20 protein-coding genes are annotated in these 20,962 nt (G+C 29.6%); 6 read left to right on the top strand and 14 right to left on the bottom strand.

Annotated elements, in window-relative coordinates:
• Window positions 1-151 precede the first annotated feature (151 nt).
• Window positions 152-295: a hypothetical protein gene (locus tag U0D62_RS10800; RefSeq protein ID WP_322287294.1), complete on the top strand. Its 144-nt coding sequence runs from the start codon at window positions 152-154 to the stop codon at window positions 293-295.
• 11 nt (window positions 296-306) lie between these two features.
• On the opposite strand, the gene U0D62_RS10795 is transcribed toward U0D62_RS10800, so the two are convergent.
• The gene (locus U0D62_RS10795) at window positions 307-900 is read right to left on the bottom strand and encodes a YceI family protein (protein WP_322287293.1); all 594 of its coding nucleotides are present in this window, start codon (window positions 898-900) and stop codon (window positions 307-309) included.
• A gap of 208 nt (window positions 901-1,108) precedes the next feature.
• Here U0D62_RS10795 and U0D62_RS10790 point away from each other — a divergent pair, with 208 nt between their 5' ends.
• The gene (locus tag U0D62_RS10790) at window positions 1,109-1,291 is read left to right on the top strand and encodes a hypothetical protein (RefSeq protein WP_322287292.1); all 183 of its coding nucleotides are present in this window, start codon (window positions 1,109-1,111) and stop codon (window positions 1,289-1,291) included.
• Window positions 1,292-1,322: 31 nt separating this feature from the next.
• On the opposite strand, the gene U0D62_RS10785 is transcribed toward U0D62_RS10790, so the two are convergent.
• Window positions 1,323-2,231: a hydroxypyruvate isomerase family protein gene (locus U0D62_RS10785; RefSeq protein ID WP_322287291.1), complete on the bottom strand. Its 909-nt coding sequence runs from the start codon at window positions 2,229-2,231 to the stop codon at window positions 1,323-1,325.
• A gap of 126 nt (window positions 2,232-2,357) precedes the next feature.
• Here U0D62_RS10785 and U0D62_RS10780 point away from each other — a divergent pair, with 126 nt between their 5' ends.
• Both U0D62_RS10780 and U0D62_RS10775 read left to right on the top strand, forming a co-directional pair.
• On the top strand, window positions 2,358-2,837 hold the full coding sequence (locus U0D62_RS10780) for a hypothetical protein (RefSeq protein ID WP_322287290.1): 480 nt from the start codon (window positions 2,358-2,360) through the stop codon (window positions 2,835-2,837).
• A gap of 153 nt (window positions 2,838-2,990) precedes the next feature.
• On the top strand, window positions 2,991-3,554 hold the full coding sequence (locus U0D62_RS10775; RefSeq protein ID WP_322287289.1) for a DUF4251 domain-containing protein: 564 nt from the start codon (window positions 2,991-2,993) through the stop codon (window positions 3,552-3,554).
• Between the two features lie 69 nt (window positions 3,555-3,623).
• On the opposite strand, the gene U0D62_RS10770 is transcribed toward U0D62_RS10775, so the two are convergent.
• Together U0D62_RS10770 and U0D62_RS10765 are read right to left on the bottom strand one after the other, a co-directional pair.
• Window positions 3,624-4,007 (bottom strand): DUF3037 domain-containing protein, encoded by a 384-nt coding sequence (locus tag U0D62_RS10770; RefSeq protein WP_322287288.1) that lies wholly within the window; start codon window positions 4,005-4,007, stop codon window positions 3,624-3,626.
• Entirely contained in the window at window positions 3,997-4,776 is a 780-nt protein-coding gene (locus U0D62_RS10765) for a HipA family kinase (RefSeq protein ID WP_322287287.1), read from the bottom strand. The genes U0D62_RS10770 and U0D62_RS10765 overlap by 11 nt, the downstream gene beginning before the upstream one ends.
• A 203-nt stretch (window positions 4,777-4,979) precedes the next feature.
• Here U0D62_RS10765 and U0D62_RS10760 point away from each other — a divergent pair, with 203 nt between their 5' ends.
• Together U0D62_RS10760 and U0D62_RS10755 are read left to right on the top strand one after the other, a co-directional pair.
• Window positions 4,980-6,008 carry a helix-turn-helix domain-containing protein gene (locus U0D62_RS10760; protein WP_322287286.1) on the top strand — a complete coding sequence of 343 codons (1,029 nt, stop codon included), beginning with the start codon at window positions 4,980-4,982 and terminating at the stop codon, window positions 6,006-6,008.
• A gap of 76 nt (window positions 6,009-6,084) precedes the next feature.
• Window positions 6,085-7,239, top strand: coding sequence for a pyridoxal phosphate-dependent aminotransferase (locus U0D62_RS10755; RefSeq protein WP_322287285.1), 1,155 nt, complete (start codon window positions 6,085-6,087; stop codon window positions 7,237-7,239).
• A gap of 930 nt (window positions 7,240-8,169) precedes the next feature.
• Here U0D62_RS10755 and U0D62_RS10750 read toward each other — a convergent pair.
• The 10 genes from U0D62_RS10750 to U0D62_RS10705 form a co-directional block, all read right to left on the bottom strand.
• The gene (locus tag U0D62_RS10750; RefSeq protein WP_322287284.1) at window positions 8,170-8,346 is read right to left on the bottom strand and encodes a hypothetical protein; all 177 of its coding nucleotides are present in this window, start codon (window positions 8,344-8,346) and stop codon (window positions 8,170-8,172) included.
• Between the two features lie 34 nt (window positions 8,347-8,380).
• Entirely contained in the window at window positions 8,381-10,189 is a 1,809-nt protein-coding gene (locus U0D62_RS10745) for a metallophosphoesterase family protein (protein ID WP_322287283.1), read from the bottom strand.
• Window positions 10,186-10,923 carry a hypothetical protein gene (locus U0D62_RS10740; RefSeq protein ID WP_322287282.1) on the bottom strand — a complete coding sequence of 246 codons (738 nt, stop codon included), beginning with the start codon at window positions 10,921-10,923 and terminating at the stop codon, window positions 10,186-10,188. Before U0D62_RS10740 ends, U0D62_RS10745 begins: the two co-directional genes overlap by 4 nt.
• A gap of 266 nt (window positions 10,924-11,189) precedes the next feature.
• Complete coding sequence (locus tag U0D62_RS10735) at window positions 11,190-12,425, bottom strand: hypothetical protein (protein ID WP_322287281.1); 1,236 nt, start codon at window positions 12,423-12,425, stop codon at window positions 11,190-11,192.
• A gap of 701 nt (window positions 12,426-13,126) precedes the next feature.
• Window positions 13,127-14,650 carry a hypothetical protein gene (locus U0D62_RS10730; protein ID WP_322287280.1) on the bottom strand — a complete coding sequence of 508 codons (1,524 nt, stop codon included), beginning with the start codon at window positions 14,648-14,650 and terminating at the stop codon, window positions 13,127-13,129.
• Window positions 14,651-15,362: 712 nt separating this feature from the next.
• Window positions 15,363-15,791 carry a hypothetical protein gene (locus U0D62_RS10725; protein WP_322287279.1) on the bottom strand — a complete coding sequence of 143 codons (429 nt, stop codon included), beginning with the start codon at window positions 15,789-15,791 and terminating at the stop codon, window positions 15,363-15,365.
• Between the two features lie 6 nt (window positions 15,792-15,797).
• Window positions 15,798-16,424, bottom strand: a complete 627-nt coding sequence (locus U0D62_RS10720; RefSeq protein ID WP_322287278.1) for a response regulator transcription factor — start codon at window positions 16,422-16,424, stop codon at window positions 15,798-15,800.
• Window positions 16,421-17,071 (bottom strand): sensor histidine kinase, encoded by a 651-nt coding sequence (locus U0D62_RS10715; RefSeq protein WP_322287277.1) that lies wholly within the window; start codon window positions 17,069-17,071, stop codon window positions 16,421-16,423. Before U0D62_RS10715 ends, U0D62_RS10720 begins: the two co-directional genes overlap by 4 nt.
• A 644-nt stretch (window positions 17,072-17,715) precedes the next feature.
• The gene (locus U0D62_RS10710; protein WP_322287276.1) at window positions 17,716-19,050 is read right to left on the bottom strand and encodes a DEAD/DEAH box helicase; all 1,335 of its coding nucleotides are present in this window, start codon (window positions 19,048-19,050) and stop codon (window positions 17,716-17,718) included.
• A gap of 602 nt (window positions 19,051-19,652) precedes the next feature.
• Window positions 19,653-20,810 carry an alpha/beta hydrolase-fold protein gene (locus tag U0D62_RS10705; protein ID WP_322287275.1) on the bottom strand — a complete coding sequence of 386 codons (1,158 nt, stop codon included), beginning with the start codon at window positions 20,808-20,810 and terminating at the stop codon, window positions 19,653-19,655.
• Window positions 20,811-20,962: the final 152 nt, after the last annotated feature.

The following is a 20,962-nucleotide window of genomic DNA, read 5'->3' as shown; positions in this document are numbered from 1 at the left end:
TAAAATTTTTAAAAGCAGTATCTAAGGTTTAGATACTGCTTTTTTTGTAAGGGTAATTTACCCCTTTAAAAAAGGGGGATTATACGCTTACATATTTTTTTTGTAACTTATATATTTGATAATAAGGGGAAAACAATAAAAACAAGCACTAATGAGTAACAAAACTACTGCAAACGGGAATACAAAAAAGAATGAAAAAATTGAAGTAAATCGTTTAGGGGAATCAGATCTAGAATGTAATGCTTTACCAAAAACGTCAGAAAGGCTGGCAAAAGCGTATAGTATTAATTTTTAGACTACGATAGGTTATTTCAATAACGGAAAATAAAAACGCACATTCAGTTTATTCTTTTCACGTTCTTTATGAATGTTTACATCAAAATCACTGGTGTAAAGTGTTGTTGTGCCTACTAGTTTCTGATCATCGAGTGTAAAAGTAATAATAGCTTCTTTTTGAGTTCCTTTGATGGTTAAGTTTCCAACAACCTTAAATGTATTATTATCAAAATCTACCACTTGAGTGCTTTCAAAAGATATTTTGGGGTATTTACGTTTATAAAAGAATTTTTGCCACATTAAGTGACCATCTCTAATAAAATTGTCTGTATCCAGCGTTTTTACCAGAGCCGTACCTTTAAAAGATGCATTATCAGGATCATCAGGATTTAAACTTATTTTAAAATCTAACCCACTTATAGTTCCGGATGTATTTTCAGAAAGAAAATCAAAAGTTATTTGAGAGTTGTTTTTATCAATTTCAAGGGTGTTAATATCATTAATTAAAGCATAATCAGTTCCTCTGGAAACTCCAATGTTCTGAGTATTAATAGGAACTGGTTCCTGCGCAAACATTTGACAGATGAGAACAATCGATAACGATGATATCAAGAGGGGTTTCATAGTAAAGTTATTTTTTTAAAGATAAAAATATTCAAGAACCATTCCAAGTATAAGATATATAACTATACAAGTATAAATCGTTGAAATCGATTAAAAGAAAAATAAATTAATGCTAAGGCGTGAAAAAAAGTAAAAAAAATAATAACTTAGAAAGGAAATTATATCAGTTGTTGATAGCCATTCAATTATTACTTAATACATTATAGTTATGAAAAGTACTAATAAAGCAGCTAAAAAGCGACGATTTGCTGATTTCCAGAATTCGTATCGACGTTCCTCAAATTTTGGATACGGATCCAAGAGAGATCAATTTCCTATTGCCGGTGATGGCGAATTATCCATTTCGGAAGAGGAAAAAAGCAGAAACGCAAGCGAAAAAAGCCAAAAATAGGCTTATAAAATCCGTCAGAAGGTGAGACCTACTACACATCACATATTGTGATTCCTTCTTTTAAAGCTTCCAGCTTATTTTTATAAGTCGGTATAAATTCTTGTGCCACATATCCTTTATACTCTGTAGCTACAATAGCACGCATAACAGCAGGATAATTTAATTCCTGAGAGTTATTAATTTCGTTTCTACCAGGCACACCTCCAGTATGATAATGCGCTATATAATCTTTATAGGTATTAATTGTAGATATTATATCGCCTTCCATGATTTGCATATGGTAAATATCATAGAGTAATTTAAAATTATTAGATCCAATTTTATCTACCAGCGCTACGCCCCAAGGTGTATGATCACATTGATAATCCTTATGATCTACTTTACTATTTAATAATTCCATAACGATGGTAACATTATTTTTTTCGGCATGTTTCACCAAAATATCTAAACCCATCGCACAATATTCTAACCCGGCAGCATCAGAAATTGTGTTCCTGTTTCCAGAAAAAACAATAACTTGTTTAATACCAGCATGAGACGCTTGAGAAATCAGGGTATGATATTGCTTTTGTAATGATTCATGATTTTTTGGATTATTAAACCCTTTCGTTATACTGGCAAAAGTATCTGTGCCCAAAGAACATTCTAATCCTATATCTTTAACTATTTTCCACTCATCAGGTTTAAGTAAATCGATAGCATTAATCCCCATAGTTTTTACTTCTGTAGCCAATTCCTGTAGTGGAATATCGTGATAACACCATCTGCATACAGAATGATTGATATTGCCTTTTAAAGAGTTTACAGAAGGAAGGAGGCTACCAGTTTGAAGTACAGCACCTTGATTAGTATTTACGATAGTGGATCCCAATGATAAAGCTCCAACACCAAGAGACATTTGTTGTAATGCTTTTCTACGATCGATTTTAGAAGAACCCATAATGTGTGAGATTATAATGTATATTAAATATAAGAAATCCATCTGAACCGGATTAGTTAAGAAATTGTAACGCTTATAATTTGTAATAGTCTCTTTTCATGTATTTACCAACAAACCAATATTATTATGCAAAACATAGGGGCTTTGTTTTTATTTTGTATTTGTTTTTTAAACATTCATGTAAATGGACAAGAAAAAGAATCCAAATTAACGATTAACGGATTTTCTTATTCTGATCCATCAGAATCGGATCAGCACAAGTATTTTATTGTAAGTTATCAAGCAGACTCAAATCTTTTTGCCGAAATACACGGTTATTATGATACTTATGTAGTGATTGATGTATTTAAAGTACCGGTCATGGCAAAAAAATACATCTCGAATAAGTGGTATGTTTTTTCTGGTTTTGAAACCGAGTTTATAATTGATAAGAAAACATCTACTATTTCTGAGCCTATATTCAAACTAATAAATGGCGCTGGATATGAATTCAATAGCAATTTTTCGATGGAAGTAAAACAAGATTACAATTTTAACGTCTCAAAAGAATACGGAAACTTTACTAATCCGGGATTATTTTCATTAAAAGCAAAGTATAAGTTTTAAGAACTTTCAATGCTAAAAATTTATCAAAAATATGATGTTCTTATGAGATATATCAGTAATAGATAGGGTAGACCTCATAAAGTTGTCGTTAAATATTAAAAATGAGTCGTTTAATTATGATATAATCCTTATTTTAACTAGAAAATAAGTGACATGAGATACTTTTTGATACTCATATTGGGGATGTTTTTGATGATAGGATGCACGAGTTCTCGAGATCTTTCTACACAAAACAAAGAAGATACTGCTGCTAATAAGCCATTAGATATCAGTAAACTATCTATAGAATGTGATTGGGCATATCCCATGATATCTACCAGTTTGATAGCTATAGCCAATAGTGGTTTATTCCCGACAGGAAGTTCTGTAAACCAGGTTAATCTAGTCGGAAATCCAAATTATTTCAGAATACAAGGAGATAGTATTTCGGTATACTTGCCGTATTTTGGAGAACAGCAACTAGGTAGAAGTTATAATAATAGAGATACTTCGATACAATTTGATGGGATTCCTGATAGTTTTGAAATTAAGGAAAACACTAAGAAAAACCGACGTATTCTTAAATTTGGTTTTAAATACAAAACCGAATCTTACCGCGCACAGATTATATTGTATGATGATAATAACCGCAGTGATATTACTGTAACCAGCAGTCATCGTAGTCAGATTAGATACAGAGGTTTTGCCTCAGAATTAGAAGAAGAGATTTATAACTAATTTGATTTTTTAATCAGCATTCATCAATATCGGTTGGCTACAATGGAATAGGGGAGCTACTATAATTTTTTATAAGACATATTTTTCGAATATGTTTTCCAATTCTTTTTGTGGATCACCACATAATCCAGGATGTACCTTAGAACTTTGAATAATAGTACTTCTGCAAGATGCCAACCATCTAAACCTATCTGATATCTCTAGTTTTCCAATGGCTCCTCCTGAAGGCTCTCCAACGCAAATTAATTTCCACGCGTGTAAATAATCATTTAAAGTATCTATATCTAATTCATCTGAAAATACTTTCAACTTATCTTCATTTATATGGTATTTTATGCCTAGAAACTTTTTCCGTTTAGAAAAAAGTATGACCCCAACATTAAAGAACTCTTCTCGTTCTACTTTTGGAACAATTCTAATAATAGCGTACTCGAATGTAAATTTATCTTGCATCTTCTATTTCTTTAACCAGTGAATCAATCATAGCGAGTTTTGCGTTGATATATTTAATATATGCTGCTCTCTTTTCATTAGGTGTTAACGTATCTGACTCACTTAATAGCCAATCTTCAGGTATTTCGGAGATGATCTCAGTAATTTTATTTTGATTAAGTACGGTTTGTATTTCTTTTAGAGCTTCAGATAAAGAATTTGCTTGTTCTAAAAGCACATGATTCTTAATCAGAGGAAAAGTTCTGGTTAGATGGTTTTCCCAATTTTCCCAATTATGATGAAAATAAAAACTAGCCCCATTATCTATAACCCATAATTCATTATTCCAACTTAATAGATTAGTATTCTTAGCAGTACGATCAATATTACTAATTATACTGTCTAGAAGTATAACTTTTGAAGCTGTTGCTGCATCTACTTTAGAAACTAACGGGTCAAAAGTGATGGCTCCTGATAAAAAATGCAATCCAATATTAAGTCCAACGCTAAATTTCAGTAAATCCTGAATTTCTTCATCAGGTTCTGTTTTACTAAAAGAATCATTTAGATTCATAAAAACTAGTTCAGGAACTTTTAATCCAATAGCTCTGGCAAGCTCGCCACCAATAAATTCTGCTATAAGCGCATTTTTTCCCTGACCAGCTCCTCGAAATTTTAAAACATATAAAAACCCATCATCAGCTTTAACAATCGCAGGAAGGGAACCACCTTCTCTTAATGGTTTTATATATTGAACAACATCAACCGTACGGATATCAATTTTATTCATAATTACTTAAATGGTAAAAATACAATTTGTGGTAAAAAAACCTCAATTAGTTCTTATTTTAATATGACGTTCGAGTTTCTTTATGTTCAAAGGATTCAAACCAAACTATGTTTTCATTTACAAGGTATTCGTTGTGTTAATTAAAGATAATGATTGATTTTACAAACGATATTTTTTATTTTTAGAATAAATTATATCAAATAATGGCATTAATAATAGTAATAACCATAATAAGCAGTATAGGACTTGGTTTGAGTTGGTTTTTTGGCATTCAACTGGTTAGAAGAAAAGAAAAACACAATGTTGTTTTGGGATATTTGCTAATTGTATTGTCCTTGAGGATTACAAAATCTGTTTTTTACAATTTTATAGAACTACCAGTTTTTATTAAAAACCTCGGACTGGCAGCAAATCTGGCAATTGGTCCTCTTCTTTTTCTTTATGGACGCTTACTCCTATTTCCTCATAAAAAGGTATCGAGACTAAATGCAGTACATTTTTTACCGAGTTTGATGTATATATTATTTTGTACGTATATATCCAACGATGCACAGAGTAGTGGTTGGAGGTGGAGTTATAGCTTCATTTTATTTCAGTCTTACTTTTATATTGCTTTGAGTCTCTATACCTATAAAAAAGGTAAAATTGACACTGATAGAAATACAAAAGAATGGTATCTGATACTAATTTCTGGACTTGCTGCTATTTGGTTTATGTATTTTTTAATTTTTGTCAATGTACTTCCAGTATATGCGTTGGGAGCAATATCATTTTCGATTTTGATATTTGTAATAGCCTTTTTAGCTATTAAAAGAGAAGGCGTATTTAAAGCACAAAACCCCAGAAAATATGCGAACTCTAAAATTACTTTTGAACAGGGAATGTTTTATTTAGAAAAGCTAAAAAAGATCATAGAAGAAGAAAAATTATATCTGGATACACAATTGACATTAAAGAAATTATCAATAAAACTAAACATATCACCCAGAGATATTTCGTTAATTATAAATAGGCATACGCAACAAAATTTCTCCAATTTTATTAACTCATACAGAATAGAAAAGGCAAAAGAATTGCTTTGTTCTGCCGATAAAGACACTAAAATAATTGCGATCGCACTTGATTCTGGTTTTAATAGTTTGTCTTCATTTAATGTAGCGTTCAAAGCATTGACCAATTTGACTCCCACAGCATATAAAACTAAATATGCATCTCATTTATCACCAGGGTAAATAATCGATACCGGATTCGTGAATCCAATAGATTATAGCTTCGAATTTTGGTTAATTAGAATCAAAATTTGAAACAATGGATATATTAAATAGACGAGAATGGTTAAGAAAATCATTAATAGCTACAGGTGCCGTAGGTACTATGCCACTTACTGGATTTATGGAAACTACCGGAATAAGTGATGAAGAAATTGAATCTAACGAAAAGAATAATGATGTAGTACGGTTGCTTTATAATGAAAACCATCTAGGACCAAGTAAAAGTGTTAGCAAAGTAATCAATGAAGTGATCCATAGGAGCAATCGCTATGCGACTTTTTATCAATATGATGCGCAATCACTTAAAGAATTGATCGCCGATCAAGAAGGATTGAGTCCAAAAAATATACTACTGGGACACGGTTCTTTTGAACCACTAATATGGGCTGCTACTCATTTTGGAAGCAAAGGTGAGGAGATTATAGTTCCCAGTCCGACATTTGATGTTGTGGGATTATTTGCGAGGAAGATTGGCGCCGAGGTTACTCAGGTAGAAGTTGATTCTGAATTTAAAATGAATTTAACCGAAATGGAATCCAGGGTTAGTGCATCAATCAGCCTGTTAACTATTTGCAATCCAAATAACCCTACAGGAAGCTCTATAGAAACGGAGACATTAAAATCATTTTGTAGTACGGTTTCTGAGAAAACAACAGTTCTTGTCGATGAAGCGTATATACATTATTTACCGTCTTGGAGAAAACAAAGTATGGCTTCGTTAATTCGTGAAGGAAAAAATGTATTGGTGACTCGTACATTTTCTAAGATTTATGGATTAGCCGGTATGCGTATTGGTTTTATGATGGGACCTGAAGATCTGATTAAAGAAATGGAAACTAAATTTACTTTAGGATTTCCTGGTAATATGCCAAATTCACTGAGCGTTGCATCGGCCATGATAGCACTGAGGGATGTGTCATTTATAGAACAATCCAGAGATACGAATACTGTTATGCGCAATAAATTTTATAAGGCATTAGATAATCTGAATCTGAAATATATTCCTAGTGATACAAATTTCGTGTATTTTGATGTAGGTGATTTTAAATCGTATAAAAAGCTGATGAGGGAAAATAAAATTCTATTAGCTGGTGGTTGGCCAACTAAAAAGAATTGGGCAAGAGTTACGATGGGATCTGAAAAAGATATAAATTATTTACTTGAGAAAATGAAAGGTAAGAAGTGGTTCTAAATATTCTATTTTACATAATATAAATTATAGTACAAATATGATTATATGAGTAAAACGGCGAATAGAACTTTTTCTGTTCTATTTTACATAGATGCAGATATAACGCCTTTAGGTCTATATCGTCAGCATTTATGTAACAGCCGTTTTACGCACGTAAGTTTATTATTAGTAGCTATAATGTAATACTATGGTAAAATAATCCTCACGTATAAATTCAATATTCTGTACTATGGTTCAGAAATTTTCAAATACGCATTTCTCAGCGATTAGGATTTTGCTGTTATGTACGGCATAATTTTAAAGATTAAAGAATCTTTAAAATTGTGAACAAGATTAAAAAAGCAAACACTTTTAGGTAGCTTATAAATCGCGTATTTGATAAAATATACGTGAAAAAAGTTTTTACGCGATTTATCGCGAGGTTAAAATTGTTTTAGATGAGCTCAAGATTGCTACCGCAGTTCTCGTGACGTTGCGGATATAGTGTGCTGCATAATGTAGACTTTTGATTTTGTGAGTGAGCTGATACGTTGGCGATTGATAAAGTTTTGTTTTATCAATAGTACTATCATTATCCAGCCACATCATCTCGCAGCTTTATAAAATTGATTCTGTTAATCAATTTTATAAACTCGTCTAAAATATTGTTTTCACCTAAGTTTTCTGAGGTCATTTTGCCAACGATTTAACTGGGTAAAAACACAGGCTCTATTTTACATAATGTTATAAAACTAAGCTTTTAGTTTACTAATGATATTCTTTAAAGTGTACTTTTCTAATTCTTCGATTTACTTGATATTTTGATTTCCCAATTAGATAAACTGGGGATTAAATTTAAGTTGTTCTCGATAAATATGTCGCTATCTGTTTGTAGTAAGTCTTTTGACAAATCTTAGGTTCTTTATCTATTATTAAAACTATATATAATCATTAGTCTTGTTTAGATATTTTAATACTACGCTGTATAGTGTCTAAATCTATGGACTGTAGATATAATTGATTATCTCCAATTAAAAAATCAACTCCTTCCCTACCATTGGATTTATGATTTAACTCTTTACCAACATTTTTTAATTTAAGCGTAAAGAAGTCTCTAATTAACGCCATACTTTATGACTTTTAATTTAAAAGTTAAAGATTCTTATTTCGTGGTATCATCATAAAACAAGTTAACACAACTTAGCTCATCTTTATAAATTAAACATTCTTTCTTGTAATTACTACCATAAGGACATTTTTCAACTTTTAAAGTGGATACTGCAAAAAAATCAATGTTGTTAATTTCAAAATCTGTAGTGATTTCGTGATCTTCTGGAAGTTTGTCATAATTAAGGATATCTTTATTTATAATTTTATGACCTGTATAAAATAAAGAAATCACAGTTACTTGCTCCACTTTTTCGAAAAAATCTTTTTCATAATCACCCATTAATTTTCTTATAGTACGGCCATCATTTATAGCATCAGAAATAATCATTATTTTTTTATATTCTCCATTGCTATTATCAAAATTCAATTTTTTCTCAAATTCATGAGACTTGTCATATCTGAAGGAATAAGGTAATAAGGTATATGGAATATCGTACTTTATTGATGCCTTACTTGAAATAATATTTCCTTCAGTGCCTAAACCTATCATTAAATCACAATCTTCTGATAATGAATATGATTCAATCAAATTTACAATTGCATTTTTTACAAAATATAGGTCTTCTTTATCTTCTATCAGTTTTGATATATCTATCCAATTATGAGATCTTGAAAATTCGCTCCAATGGAAATGCCCAGAATGAAATAATTTTTTATCTCTAACTATATTATAAAGTTGTTTTTGAATACTTTCATTATTATAAAAAACACGTTCCTCTGAGCTTATAGCAATTTCTTTTTCTACTTTATGTCCCTCATCTACTGATTCAGAAGGTATATCAAGAGTTTCACTTACATGAAGTGTGTTGCTTTTATAAATATTAAAAGAATCCATCTCAGAACTGGCTTCATGTGCAGAAACTGTAACCCAATCACCAATGTTTGGTTCTGAAACAGCATTAATTTTTCTTAACTGAATTATATTGTTTTTAATATCTATTGATTTTTCATCAGCTTCAATTTCATAAATTTTAAAACTACCTAAAGGGTTTTTTCCAGCCAATGCACCTGAATCACTCACATATATCTCACTACTATCAAGCTTTTCCGATTTTGGAGTATGTTCATTTCCGTGGAATATGCACTTTATATTATGTTTTAAAAAAAATGGGATTAAATCTTTACGGTTTTCAACTATCCATTGTCCACTTCTCTTATCTTGATAAGTACCAGAGATATTGTGATGTAGTGCTAACAGTATATGTTTATCTTTATTATTTGATACAATTTCTGCAAGTTCGTTATCAAATTCTTTAAGGGGAAGAAAACCATCGGATGAATCTTGACCTACTCTAGAGTTCGAGTTTATACCTAGAATTAAGATATTACCTATAGTGATTTGATCAAAAACTAATTTATCATAATTAAATTCTTCTTCTTTTATTTTTTTATAAAATGGAAGGAAATTTGAATATTTATCTTTACTAAGTTCATAACCTTTCTTTCCTTTATTTTCAGAAAGTCTTAATGCATTATAAATTGATTGTCTATGTATTTCATGATCACCTGGTATTAATAAGATGTTTTTACAATCAATTTTAAGATCAGTTATTAGTTTATTAAGTAATTCATATGCTATATCAAACTCTGTTTCTTCAGCAATATTAGCAATATCACCAGTAATAATTAAATAGCAATTATTATGTTTGTATTCTTTGATTCTTTCAATCATAGAATCAACTATAGCAAAATTCGATTCTTCATTTTCACTTGTAAACAAAGTATATTTATTGACTGGACCAAAAACTCCTGAGCTGTCTGTTATATGTAGGTCAGAAATATGTATTATTATATCATTCATGATAGAGATTCTAAATCGGTCGTTATATTATAGTTTAATTCTTTATTGTTAGACTTTTTAATAGAAAACACAGATATAGTTGCATTAATTTTTTTTATATCAGAATTATTTAAAGTCTCAGTTTTTATTAAGGATATATTACCTAAACACTTTCCTCCAATAAAATTAATTATGTTTTTTACAATTTTAACCTCTGTACCTAAACAAACTAAATCAGAAACAATAATATATTTTCTCTTTTCAGAAATATTATTATCAAGTCTATTATAAAGATTATTTACAGGTCCTATACTGTCAAAAATCAATATATCAAGTTTTAAAAAGGTTGACAGGATTGAAACTAAATAAGAACTATTAAGACTTTGACAAATTAAAATTGGGTTTTCTTTTAAATCTAATTTCCATTTAGACTTTATCTTCATTGCTAAAACATATAATGAATAAATAAGAGAAGGTTTTTCATTACTTATAAATTTTTTTATATCAACAAAGGAAGTTAAATATACAAAGGAAGATGTATGAGGTTTTTCATGGTCTACTATGTAATTCTTAATTTTGGTTTTAAAGTTATTTTCAAATAGAATTTTTATATTCAGATCAATATCTGTAAGATTGTCATTTTCATCTTCAAATAAATGAAATTTAAGAAAAGTTTCATCCTTCAAATTATTTTTTGAGTTTTCAATAGTATCTAAAGATAATTCAGAACAAACGGATTTTTTTAAATTTATCAATTGTATTTTATAATGATCTTTTTTTAATTGAATTAAAACTTTATTTAAATTGGGTTGACATTTGATAATATTGTTAAAATCAAATATGACATTATTCAATTTTTCTGTTTTTAAAGAATCAATAACCCTATTTAGTGTAGAAATCTGTAATCTATCACAAAACACTCCACTAATGTCATCTTCAATAAAGTTCGACGTAACAACTTCCTCGGCATGTAAATTGAAGTAAATATATTCTTCTGTAATAATTTTAGAAACAATCATGCTTATGAATTTGGAATTTCTACTTCAATATGAACGCCTCTAAATCTAACTTTGAAAAACCTTATAGAAGAATATTTTATATCCGAATTATATTTTTCTATTGATTTGTTATAAAAATTAACAAAATAACCTTTCATCTCTTCAGAAAGCTTAATTAATGTATTTTCATATATATCAAAACTAACCTTCTCCAAAGAATAACTTGTATGTAATTTATAAATTTCATTTCTCACTAATTCAACTTGTTGCAACTGTTCCATCATCCTATTAGAAATAATTACTTGACAATTGTCAGTATGCAATCTAAAATAACCTTTGCTTTTAAGAACTACATTAATCATTAAATCAAATAATCCTTTTCTATCCTTTAAAGAAGAATAATAAAGTGTCTCAAAAATAACAGTAAGATTATTAATAATTGTTTGCTCAAGTTCTACTGAAGGAGTTTTAGTGGATATTTTTTCTGTTAAAGATTTGTATTTATAATAAAAGGTGTTTTTTTTACCTTCCATAGATTCTTTAAATCCTATTCCGTTATCTGAAATAGAAAATTTTGTTTTAAACCTATCAACAAACATCAATGCGAATGTGTTCGACTTTGAGTGTAAAACACCATTAGTAATTAACTCAGATAGAATATCAATAAATGAATTATGTAAATGGTATGTATGCTCGTTTTCAAATAGTAACTCACTAAAATGCTCTTTTACTTTATATGTGTAAAAAGAATTTAAAAAATCTCTTTTGGAATCATCAGTATCATAGCTTTTGATTTTATCAAAAAGGTTATCATCATTTAAGGAATATGTTCTTAGGCGATGATCATTTCTTGGTTGTTTTCCAATAAATCCGCCCAAATAGCCATCTTCAAAGTCTATTATATTTCTACCCAATGGATAAGAAAATTTAGTTGGATCTCCTCCTATATTAAAAAAATCAACATGATATAAAAATTCAAGAATTTGAATTGTAGCAGAGTTATTATATAAAGCCAAATTAAGTGCTTTCTTATGGTATTTACTTAATTGTTCAAACAAACTTAATAGAAGAGGTATTGTAATTGGAGAAATCCTATAATTTGAATTATAAACATCCTTATCTCCATTTTCAAACATTTTAAAAATAACATCAGTAGGTTTTTCAATATAAGTATTTGCTACATCGAGGAGAAAATCATTAAAAAAACGATAGGGAGTTAATTCTATATTACTTTTTAATACTGAAATTAATTTAGTCATTAATAAATTATCTTTGTTTTAAGATTTAATAGATTCATAAAAATAGGAAACTCTGATTTAAAAAAAGATATTTATTTTTTTAAAATGTGATTTGTAATATTGAATAGACAAAATTTCTATAAAACCTCGTGATTAATTGAAAATGAAGGGAAATATTCCCATTCCACACACATTACACTCCCCTCCTCTCGTCGGCTCGTATAATAAGTATTTCATTACCTTTTTTTAAAGGAACATTTCGTTAGAAAACTTTTAAAATAAACTGTAGAAGTAAAAACTTTGCTTTTGACCAAAGCAAAGTGACATAACACAAGTACATTATAGTACAAATGTATTTATTGCAGCAAATTGGCGGATGCTTGCATTTTACATAGTTGCAGATATAATGACACCGTCAGGTGTTTTATATCGATAGACAAATCGACTTTAGAAGATTCACGAAATCCAATATATCAAATAGAAACCAATGAGTAATTATGTAAAAGCCAATATAATCGTATCTTCATGATTTTTAACACCAATATCTTTCCTTTGTTTTCCTATACTTAAACAAATACGTAGGGCATCGATTATGGCTGATTTTCCTGCATTATTTTCTCCTATTGAAATTAAGTCTTAATTCTTTAATTCCTCTGAAATTTTTAATATTGAGTTTTTCTAAAAACATAAAACAATTGTATAACTAATAAAAGATTTAATTACTACTCTTTTTTCCTTTTTTCCTCAATTTCATTAGCTATATTAACTAAATCTTCTTTATTAGGGTCTGCCTTTTTTTCTAATTTTTCAACTATTAGTTGTAATTCATTATTATTGATTGGTATATTATTTATGATATTAAGAAACCTATTAAAATCAGCTATTTCTAAAGAATTTTTAGTGTAAAAGATGTCTTGTAACCTTTGTAAATCAGATGGGTTGAGCGTATTTAACTTTTCTCTTCCTGGAAAGAACCCGAACATAGATAGTTGATTATCAGAACTAGTAGTAGTGCTATATTCTTTAAGCTCTTTTCTATCAGTTTCAAATTGATATTGTTTTGATTTTCTGAATGGGATTGCAGCTATTAAAAAATCTTTGTACTGTTGGATAGAATATACTTGTTCGTTTATATATTGCAGTGCATCTTGTTCTGTTAAAAGCCTTTCAATTTCTTTTTTATAAAGTTTTATTATTTCATTACCTGTTTCACTAACATTTATATCATAAGTATATCCATTAACTTTGTTATCTGATTTTGAACTTTTAGTACTTATATTAGTACTTTTCTTTGCTTTAAATTTCTTCTTTACTTTTTCAATTTCTTTATGAATTCTAATCAAGTTTTTAGATACAGCGTCAATGGTATTTTTTGTGTTTGGACGATATTCATCCATAACAGGAATTAATTCAGGATTAATTACCAAGTTTTCTCCTTTTTCGTCTTCATCAACTTTGTCTTGAAGATTACTTTTCAAAAATTCAATTGCATTTTGATAATTTTTATATGTAGTTACATTAAAACTTACACCTTGAGGTATATTTAAACGAGCAGGCTTACCTGTAAGCCCAATTGTTTTTAGTGAAAAGTTTATTGATGCTTCACCTAATTCCACTTTGGCTGCTAATTCTGCTAATCCTTTTTTTGTTAAATCAACTTCAGCTTTAATATTTGATTTTTTTATTTTTAGTTCAGATCTCAAACCTACAGCGTACCTAATTGTAGGGATACGAGAACAAGCATAATCTTTGAATTGAATGTAATCAATTACAAGATATTTAGTTTCTGAATTATGTTCTATATCAGTAATGCCAAATGCTTGTAAAGCAGCAGAATTATTAGAGCTAAATGAATAATATCTATATTGAAATCCAGATTCTAAATCGTCTAATTCACTAGGAACAATAAACTCACAATCAAGTAATAAACTATCTTGTTTTACTTTATGTACGGCTTTTAAATATTTTTTTGATTTCTTTTTTTTCTTGTCATCTTGTTGTACACAGTCTACTAAATTGTCAGTTGAAAAATCTTTAAATACTTGATTAATAAAATGGTATTCTAAAACTGCTTTGGTATAATAATCTTTATCAGCTTGAATACTATTAACTGAAAAAATATCGTTTCCTGTTACTTTCTTGTAAGAATTACAAGAGCTCATTATAAATAGAATTGAAGTAAAAACATAAATTATTTTTAAGAATTTATGTTTTATTTTAAAAGGAATAAAAGTATTTTTCATCATAATTAATATTGATTATTTTTATAGAACATAAATTTTATATGAATACTAAAATGTACATAGTATAATGGATATGTTCAAAATAATATATAGGGGGAAGAAATTGATTTTACCATAGCTTATTGGTTTGTTTATATTAAGTCTTTTACTGGTTTGACCATATTTCATTTTTATAGTCCATTGCTAAAGCAATCTTATGTTTTTATTCATAACCAAAATATACCCAATTCAAGGTGTTTTTTATGAGTATTAATCAAGGGGAATGATATAAACGACGATTGGAGTTAATAAACTTAGTAAGAGATCCTTTACCGAAAAATAAGTAAAAACACCTGTTTTTAATTTGTTATAAAAGTAAATACTTTTGTGATAAGTATTTTACGGGAATCCGCACTTGAAAAGAAAACTTTAGACAATATCCCATTCCACACACATTACACTCCCCTCCTTTCGTCGGCTCCCATAATAAGTGTTCCATTACCCTTTTTAAAGAAGCTTTTTGTTAGAACAACTTTTAAAGAATATATAGTACAAGAAAACTTTGCTTTTGCCCAAAGAAAGCAAAGTGACATAACACAAGTACATTATAGTACACGTAACAATATCGCATATAAATTCAATATTCAGTACTATGGTTCAGAAATTTTCAAATACGCGATTCTTAGCGATTGGGATTTTAACGACAGAACACAGATTAAACATTTTAAGATTACTTCTATTTTTTTTTATAAAACAAACCAGTCCCTAACAATAAACCTCCAAATACTCCTAAAACGACTACAAATACATTTATATCTGAATTTTCACTTTGTGAAGATTGAATTATATGAGTTAAACATGCAGTTATTCCTATTGTTCCAAAGATTTTGATTATTTCTAAGAATGGAGTGTTTTTGTTCGATTTCCTTCTCAATTCAGATTCTCCAATTGCCTCAATAGAATGTGAGTTTACTATAGTTTTATCAGATCTTTTTTTCGCTTGATCTACTGAATAACGAATTAAAGTTTGAGCTTCTAGATTAAGATGTTTTTCTAATATTTCAAAAGCGTCAGGATGAAGTTCACAATCACCCAATATTCTTTTAAGCTCTCCATTATTTTCGAGCTTAATTAGTTTGCTGATATGTTTTTTATCTACTGACATTCTATATTAAGAATAACCATTTTCAAAGGCATATTTTACTAGACCTTTTGAGTTTTTTACTCCAGTTTTTTCAATTAAGTTTCTTCTATGCGTTTCAACTGTACTATGCGCGATGAAAAGTTTTTCAGAAATAATAGGTGTTGTGTCTCCTTTTGCAATAAGCTTTAGAACATCTATTTCTCGTTTAGTCAATTTAACAATATCAAAAACGTTCTCTTTTTTCAAACTTTCCCTTAATGTTTTTTCAATTTCTCTTCCAAAATATTCACCTCCATCATATATAGTTTTAATTGCATCAATTAACTCCTCTTTTCCTTTATTTTTAAGAATATAACCATGTGCCCCTATTTCTAAAATCTTTCTAATGAATCCTATAGAACTATACATAGTAAGTATTAATATTTTTACTTTAGGGAATTGATTTCTAATTGACCTAGTTACTTCAACCCCATCCATAATTGGCATCTCAATATCTGAAACTACAATATCTACTTCTTGACTATTTAATAAATCTATAATTTCTTGACCATTATTTGCTAATCCAACAATTTTAATATCATTAGCAAGTTCTACGAGAGATGATAATCCCTCAAGTACTATTCTATGATCATCTGCAATAATAATTTTTATCATAACTCTATTAATTCATTTAAAGGAATGTCTATTGTAACTGTTGTACCCTTGTCTAATGAAGAATCTATATTTAACTCTCCTTTAATTTCATCTACTCGTGAAAGAACATTCTTAAGTCCCATACCACCGTCTTTAGATATATTATTTACTTCAAAGCCATTACCATTATCTTCTACAATAAGATTAAGTCCATTTTGATTAAAAATTAATTGGATTACTATCTCACTAGCATTTGCATGTTTTAGAACATTACTAATTAGTTCCTGAATTATCCTATATATGTTAATTTCATTTTTCTGTTCTAGCCGATTTTTGAATCCGTGTACTATTAAATCAATATTTACAGTGTTATTATCTTCAAGAGAGTCCTTTAAATCATCTAAAGCAGCTATTAAACCAAATTTTGTAAGAGTTCCAGAAACCATATTATGAGCAATATTTCTAACTTCAGCACAAGCTTTATCTAATAGTAGATTAGCCTTTGAATATTGCCTTTGATTAGAAATATTTAAATGTTCAATATTTTTTTCTACAGATTGGTAATGAAGTTTAACCATCGAAAGCATACTTCCTAATCTATCGTGAAGATCACTTGCTATTCTTTTTCTTTCATCTTCTTGCCCTTCTATCATAGCTCTAATAGACATCAGCTCTTGTTTTTTAAGAAGCTCTTCTATTTTTAAATTACTTACCTCAAAATTTTTATTCAATATTTTATTTCTCTTATTTACTTTATACAAAAGAATAGCTTGCACTATGATTGTACATAATAAAATAAAAATAGATAAGTATATGATATATAAAGACATGCTATTTATAAATAATAGCTCAAATATATCAAATTATTCTTAAAAAAAAGAATATTATATGTAGTATTGCAAATATAAATTTAGTAAAACTACTATAAAACATCTAAATTATGGATATTTATATCCTCAAAATTAAGGATAAATAATTTGATTTTACTTTATTATTCCATTCCACACACATTACACTCCCCTTCTGTCGTCGGCTCGCATAATAAGTGTTGCATTACCTTTTTTTAAATAAACATTTAGCTCACAAGGCTTTACTGTTTTAGAGGAGTTCGTGAATCTTGTATGATATTTGGCTACCGCCCAATCTCATTCTTCGATTTCGTTATAAAACTTTTAAAATAAATTGTAGTGGTAATAAACTTTGCTTTTACCAAAGCTATGGTTCAGAAATTTTCAAATACGCGATTTTTCGCGAGCTTTATATTTTTATTTTGAGCTCAAGAATGCTAATGCATTTCTCAAGGATATTGAAGCTACTTATTTCTTTTTGTTGCTTCTTGTTTTACAACCTCTGTATGTGTTTGTGCTATATAATTTGCTATTAGTTTATCTACAAGTTCATCTTTTGTTAAATGATGAAATATTGTTTTTACATCTGTTGTAAACTTTTCAGACACTTCGCGGTTCGGTTTTGTTTTAAATATTTTTTTAGCCCATAATAAGCCATTGTTTTCTTGGATACTTTGTGCATCTGCTTTTTTAAATCTATTATAGGTAATGCCTAAGTTTTCTTCAAAATCTGCAATGTCTATTTCCTCTTCCTTTTGTATTATGGTCAAAGAAAGCCCCTTGGCTCCTGCCCTTGCTGTACGACCACTTCTGTGCACATAAGTTTCATACGTATCGGGTAAGTGATAATTTACCACATAGGAAACCTCTTTTACATCAATACCACGTGCAGCAAGATCTGTTGCCACTAAGATATCAACATAACCGTTTCTAAATTGCTCCATAATTCGGTCGCGAATTCCTTGAGTTAAACTTCCATGAATGGCTCCTGATGAAAATTTATTTATAGCTAATTTTTTGGCTAATTTGTTAACAGCTGCTTTGGTTTTACAAAAAATAATACCTCTTTGACCTTCTTTAGAGCTTAAAAAATGTAATAATACCTCTAATTTTTCTATAGGGGCTACAACTACATATTGATGATCTATACCTTGATGCCCAAGTGTTGACATATCTGCCTCAATATGCACTACATGCTTAGACATATAGTTTTGAACCATTTGTTTGATAGTCCCAGGCATGGTTGCTGTAAAAAGTAATGTTCTTCTGGATTTAGGAATTTCCTTGATAATCGTATGTAATTCTTCCTTTAATGCCGTTACCATTTCATCGGCTTCATCTAATACAAAATGAGTTATGTTTTTAACCTGTATAGCATTGCGATTAATCAAGTCTGCCAAACGCCCTGGAGTAGCCACTACTACATGTGTAGTGCTTTTTAAACGTTCTATTTGAGGTTTTATAGGGATTCCACCAGATAGGGAAGCTATAGATAACTCGGGACTATGTTTAGCAAAGGATTCTAAATTAGCATAGATTTGTTGTCCTAACTCTCTTGTAGGAGCTAATATTAAAACTTGTATATCTGTGTTTTCTACATCAACTAACTGCAATAAGGGCAACCCAAAAGCAGCTGTTTTTCCTGTTCCTGTTTTAGCTAAAACAACTATATCCTCTTTTTGATTTAAAACAATAGGAATGGTTTTTTCTTGAATATCTGTAGGTGTAGAAATTTGCAAATCGACTAAACTTTGCTGTAATTGTTGATTGACTCCTAAATCTGAGAACCGTTTTAGCATAACATTATTTTTCAGCAAAGATAGTTACACTTTTTTAGGGATAGCCTCAATTGAAGCTGTTATTCTCATATTCTTTTTTCTATTTCAATAATAGTCCTGATATAATGTTTTAAGAATAAACCCCATTTCATACACATTTTGCCTCCACTCCTCTGCCCTTTTAGCAAAAAGAGTATTCCATTACATTTTAAAGAAACTTTTAGAAAGAAAAAAAATCAAAAAATATTGCTTATAAAAGCTTTTTACCAAAGCAAAGTGAACCGCAACACTTCGACAAGCTCAGTGTGACAGCTCAGGGTAATACATAACGTAAGTACATTATAGTACACATAACAATATACAGAAAGTCCAGTGGACTTTCGATGTTGTTGGCGAGATGGCGAGATGGCAAAGCAAAACAGCGGATACCTCATGTTTGATATAATATCAGATATAACTACGAGCCAGCGTCGTATTATACATAATATTTCTAAAGATTCTAAATCTTTAGAAATATTAGCGAGCTGATTGATGTGGTTGGACTATCTATTCGTTCGATTGTTTTATAAAAATTTAAATGCCCGTTATGACATCAATAGATCTTTGATGAGTAAAGCCAGATTTCATTTCTCGAGTCTTTTTAGCCACCTTTTAGCAAGTGAAAATTCTGGATCAATTGTCAGTGCTTTTTCGATCATGATCTTAGCACTTTCAAACCGACCTTGAGCTCTGCGTAAAATACCCATTCCGAGATAAGATTCCTTCCTTTCAGGATACACTTCTAAGGAATATTGAAAGATTTCTTCTGCGACAATTAAATTCTTACTCATTATATTGGTAAAACCAAGGTGAAAAATGACCTCCATAGGTGGTAGGATTTCATACCCATATCGTTTTGATAACATATCGAAATGTTGTGTGACTTTATCCAATGAATCCAGGTTTTCGTAGGGATTAAAGTCTGGGTATAGCGCGAGAAGAAACTGTGTGAAATCCATTGCTGGTACATGACCTTGGTTTATCAATTCATCCACTTTATAGGTAAAACTTTCTGGTTTATGCTCCTCTACAACACTAGAGAATTCAGAAACGAAATTTGGTAGATTCCCCTCATCATCGCTATAAATGATGTGTAGAGATCTGTTTTCTGCAATCGTTTTTAACGGACCTGTTTTTATTTTTTGTTGAAGCACTGTTGGTATGTGCCTAATTGATGGGCTGCTTGCAAAGTAGCCATTAAACAGAAGAGGCTTGTTGAGCAGCATATAAACAGTGAAAAAACCACTGTTAGAAGCGCCATAAAGGGTTTTGAACGGAGCAGTCCGGTATTTATTATCAACGTACGGTATCAGCTCTGTCTCAATGAAATTAATATAATTATCCGGAATTGTTGTGTCTTGATTTTCCCTTGTTGGCAATAAAATACTATTACCTTCGGGCAAATCTATTCCAATGAGTATCGTCTCCGGAATTTGTGTCTCGCCCATATAATCTAATGTAGAAGCTAACATGGCGAACCGAGCTCGGTAATCTGAACCCATCATATACAGCACAGGATAGGTTTTCCTGGAACTATCGTAGTTCTCAGGTAAATGGATTGATAGTGGAATAGTTTTGTTTAACACTTTTGACTGAAGTGAAGATATTTCGCCTAAGGTAACTGCTGGTTTACTTTGCTCTGTTAAACGAGTAAAATCAGGATCGTTTACTTCCTGTCCTTTAGTAGCACAAGCGCTTAAAAAAATGGTAATTATTAAAAGTATACTATTATAATTTTTCATAATTCTTAGTATTTATAAATGTTGAATAAATGTATAGTATATTCAATGTCTAAATCCATTAATAGGATCAACACAACAATTAAATGATAAAGTCATTTCGTCATTGATATCCCGTTTTTGTATAATAATTAAGATAGTTTCTGTGTATAGAT

The sequence above is a fragment of the Aquimarina callyspongiae genome (assembly GCF_034322225.1).
Classification (GTDB): domain Bacteria; phylum Bacteroidota; class Bacteroidia; order Flavobacteriales; family Flavobacteriaceae; genus Aquimarina.
The sequence above is the reverse complement of the archived record's forward strand: the minus strand, read 5'-3'. Positions and strand labels throughout refer to the sequence as shown.

What these genes read in the sequence shown, in the direction of transcription:
- U0D62_RS10800 (WP_322287294.1), top strand. Translation starts at nt 152, where the DNA reads ATGAGTAACAAAACTACTGCAAACGGGAATACAAAAAAGAATGAAAAA.
- U0D62_RS10795 (WP_322287293.1), bottom strand. Translation starts at nt 900, where the DNA reads ATGAAACCCCTCTTGATATCATCGTTATCGATTGTTCTCATCTGTCAA.
- U0D62_RS10790 (WP_322287292.1), top strand. Translation starts at nt 1,109, where the DNA reads ATGAAAAGTACTAATAAAGCAGCTAAAAAGCGACGATTTGCTGATTTC.
- U0D62_RS10785 (WP_322287291.1), bottom strand. Translation starts at nt 2,231, where the DNA reads ATGGGTTCTTCTAAAATCGATCGTAGAAAAGCATTACAACAAATGTCT.
- U0D62_RS10780 (WP_322287290.1), top strand. Translation starts at nt 2,358, where the DNA reads ATGCAAAACATAGGGGCTTTGTTTTTATTTTGTATTTGTTTTTTAAAC.
- U0D62_RS10775 (WP_322287289.1), top strand. Translation starts at nt 2,991, where the DNA reads ATGAGATACTTTTTGATACTCATATTGGGGATGTTTTTGATGATAGGA.
- U0D62_RS10770 (WP_322287288.1), bottom strand. Translation starts at nt 4,007, where the DNA reads ATGCAAGATAAATTTACATTCGAGTACGCTATTATTAGAATTGTTCCA.
- U0D62_RS10765 (WP_322287287.1), bottom strand. Translation starts at nt 4,776, where the DNA reads ATGAATAAAATTGATATCCGTACGGTTGATGTTGTTCAATATATAAAA.
- U0D62_RS10760 (WP_322287286.1), top strand. Translation starts at nt 4,980, where the DNA reads ATGGCATTAATAATAGTAATAACCATAATAAGCAGTATAGGACTTGGT.
- U0D62_RS10755 (WP_322287285.1), top strand. Translation starts at nt 6,085, where the DNA reads ATGGATATATTAAATAGACGAGAATGGTTAAGAAAATCATTAATAGCT.
- U0D62_RS10750 (WP_322287284.1), bottom strand. Translation starts at nt 8,346, where the DNA reads ATGGCGTTAATTAGAGACTTCTTTACGCTTAAATTAAAAAATGTTGGT.
- U0D62_RS10745 (WP_322287283.1), bottom strand. Translation starts at nt 10,189, where the DNA reads ATGAATGATATAATAATACATATTTCTGACCTACATATAACAGACAGC.
- U0D62_RS10735 (WP_322287281.1), bottom strand. Translation starts at nt 12,425, where the DNA reads ATGACTAAATTAATTTCAGTATTAAAAAGTAATATAGAATTAACTCCC.
- U0D62_RS10730 (WP_322287280.1), bottom strand. Translation starts at nt 14,650, where the DNA reads ATGATGAAAAATACTTTTATTCCTTTTAAAATAAAACATAAATTCTTA.
- U0D62_RS10725 (WP_322287279.1), bottom strand. Translation starts at nt 15,791, where the DNA reads ATGTCAGTAGATAAAAAACATATCAGCAAACTAATTAAGCTCGAAAAT.
- U0D62_RS10720 (WP_322287278.1), bottom strand. Translation starts at nt 16,424, where the DNA reads ATGATAAAAATTATTATTGCAGATGATCATAGAATAGTACTTGAGGGA.
- U0D62_RS10715 (WP_322287277.1), bottom strand. Translation starts at nt 17,071, where the DNA reads ATGTCTATTAGAGCTATGATAGAAGGGCAAGAAGATGAAAGAAAAAGA.
- U0D62_RS10710 (WP_322287276.1), bottom strand. Translation starts at nt 19,050, where the DNA reads ATGCTAAAACGGTTCTCAGATTTAGGAGTCAATCAACAATTACAGCAA.
- U0D62_RS10705 (WP_322287275.1), bottom strand. Translation starts at nt 20,810, where the DNA reads ATGAAAAATTATAATAGTATACTTTTAATAATTACCATTTTTTTAAGC.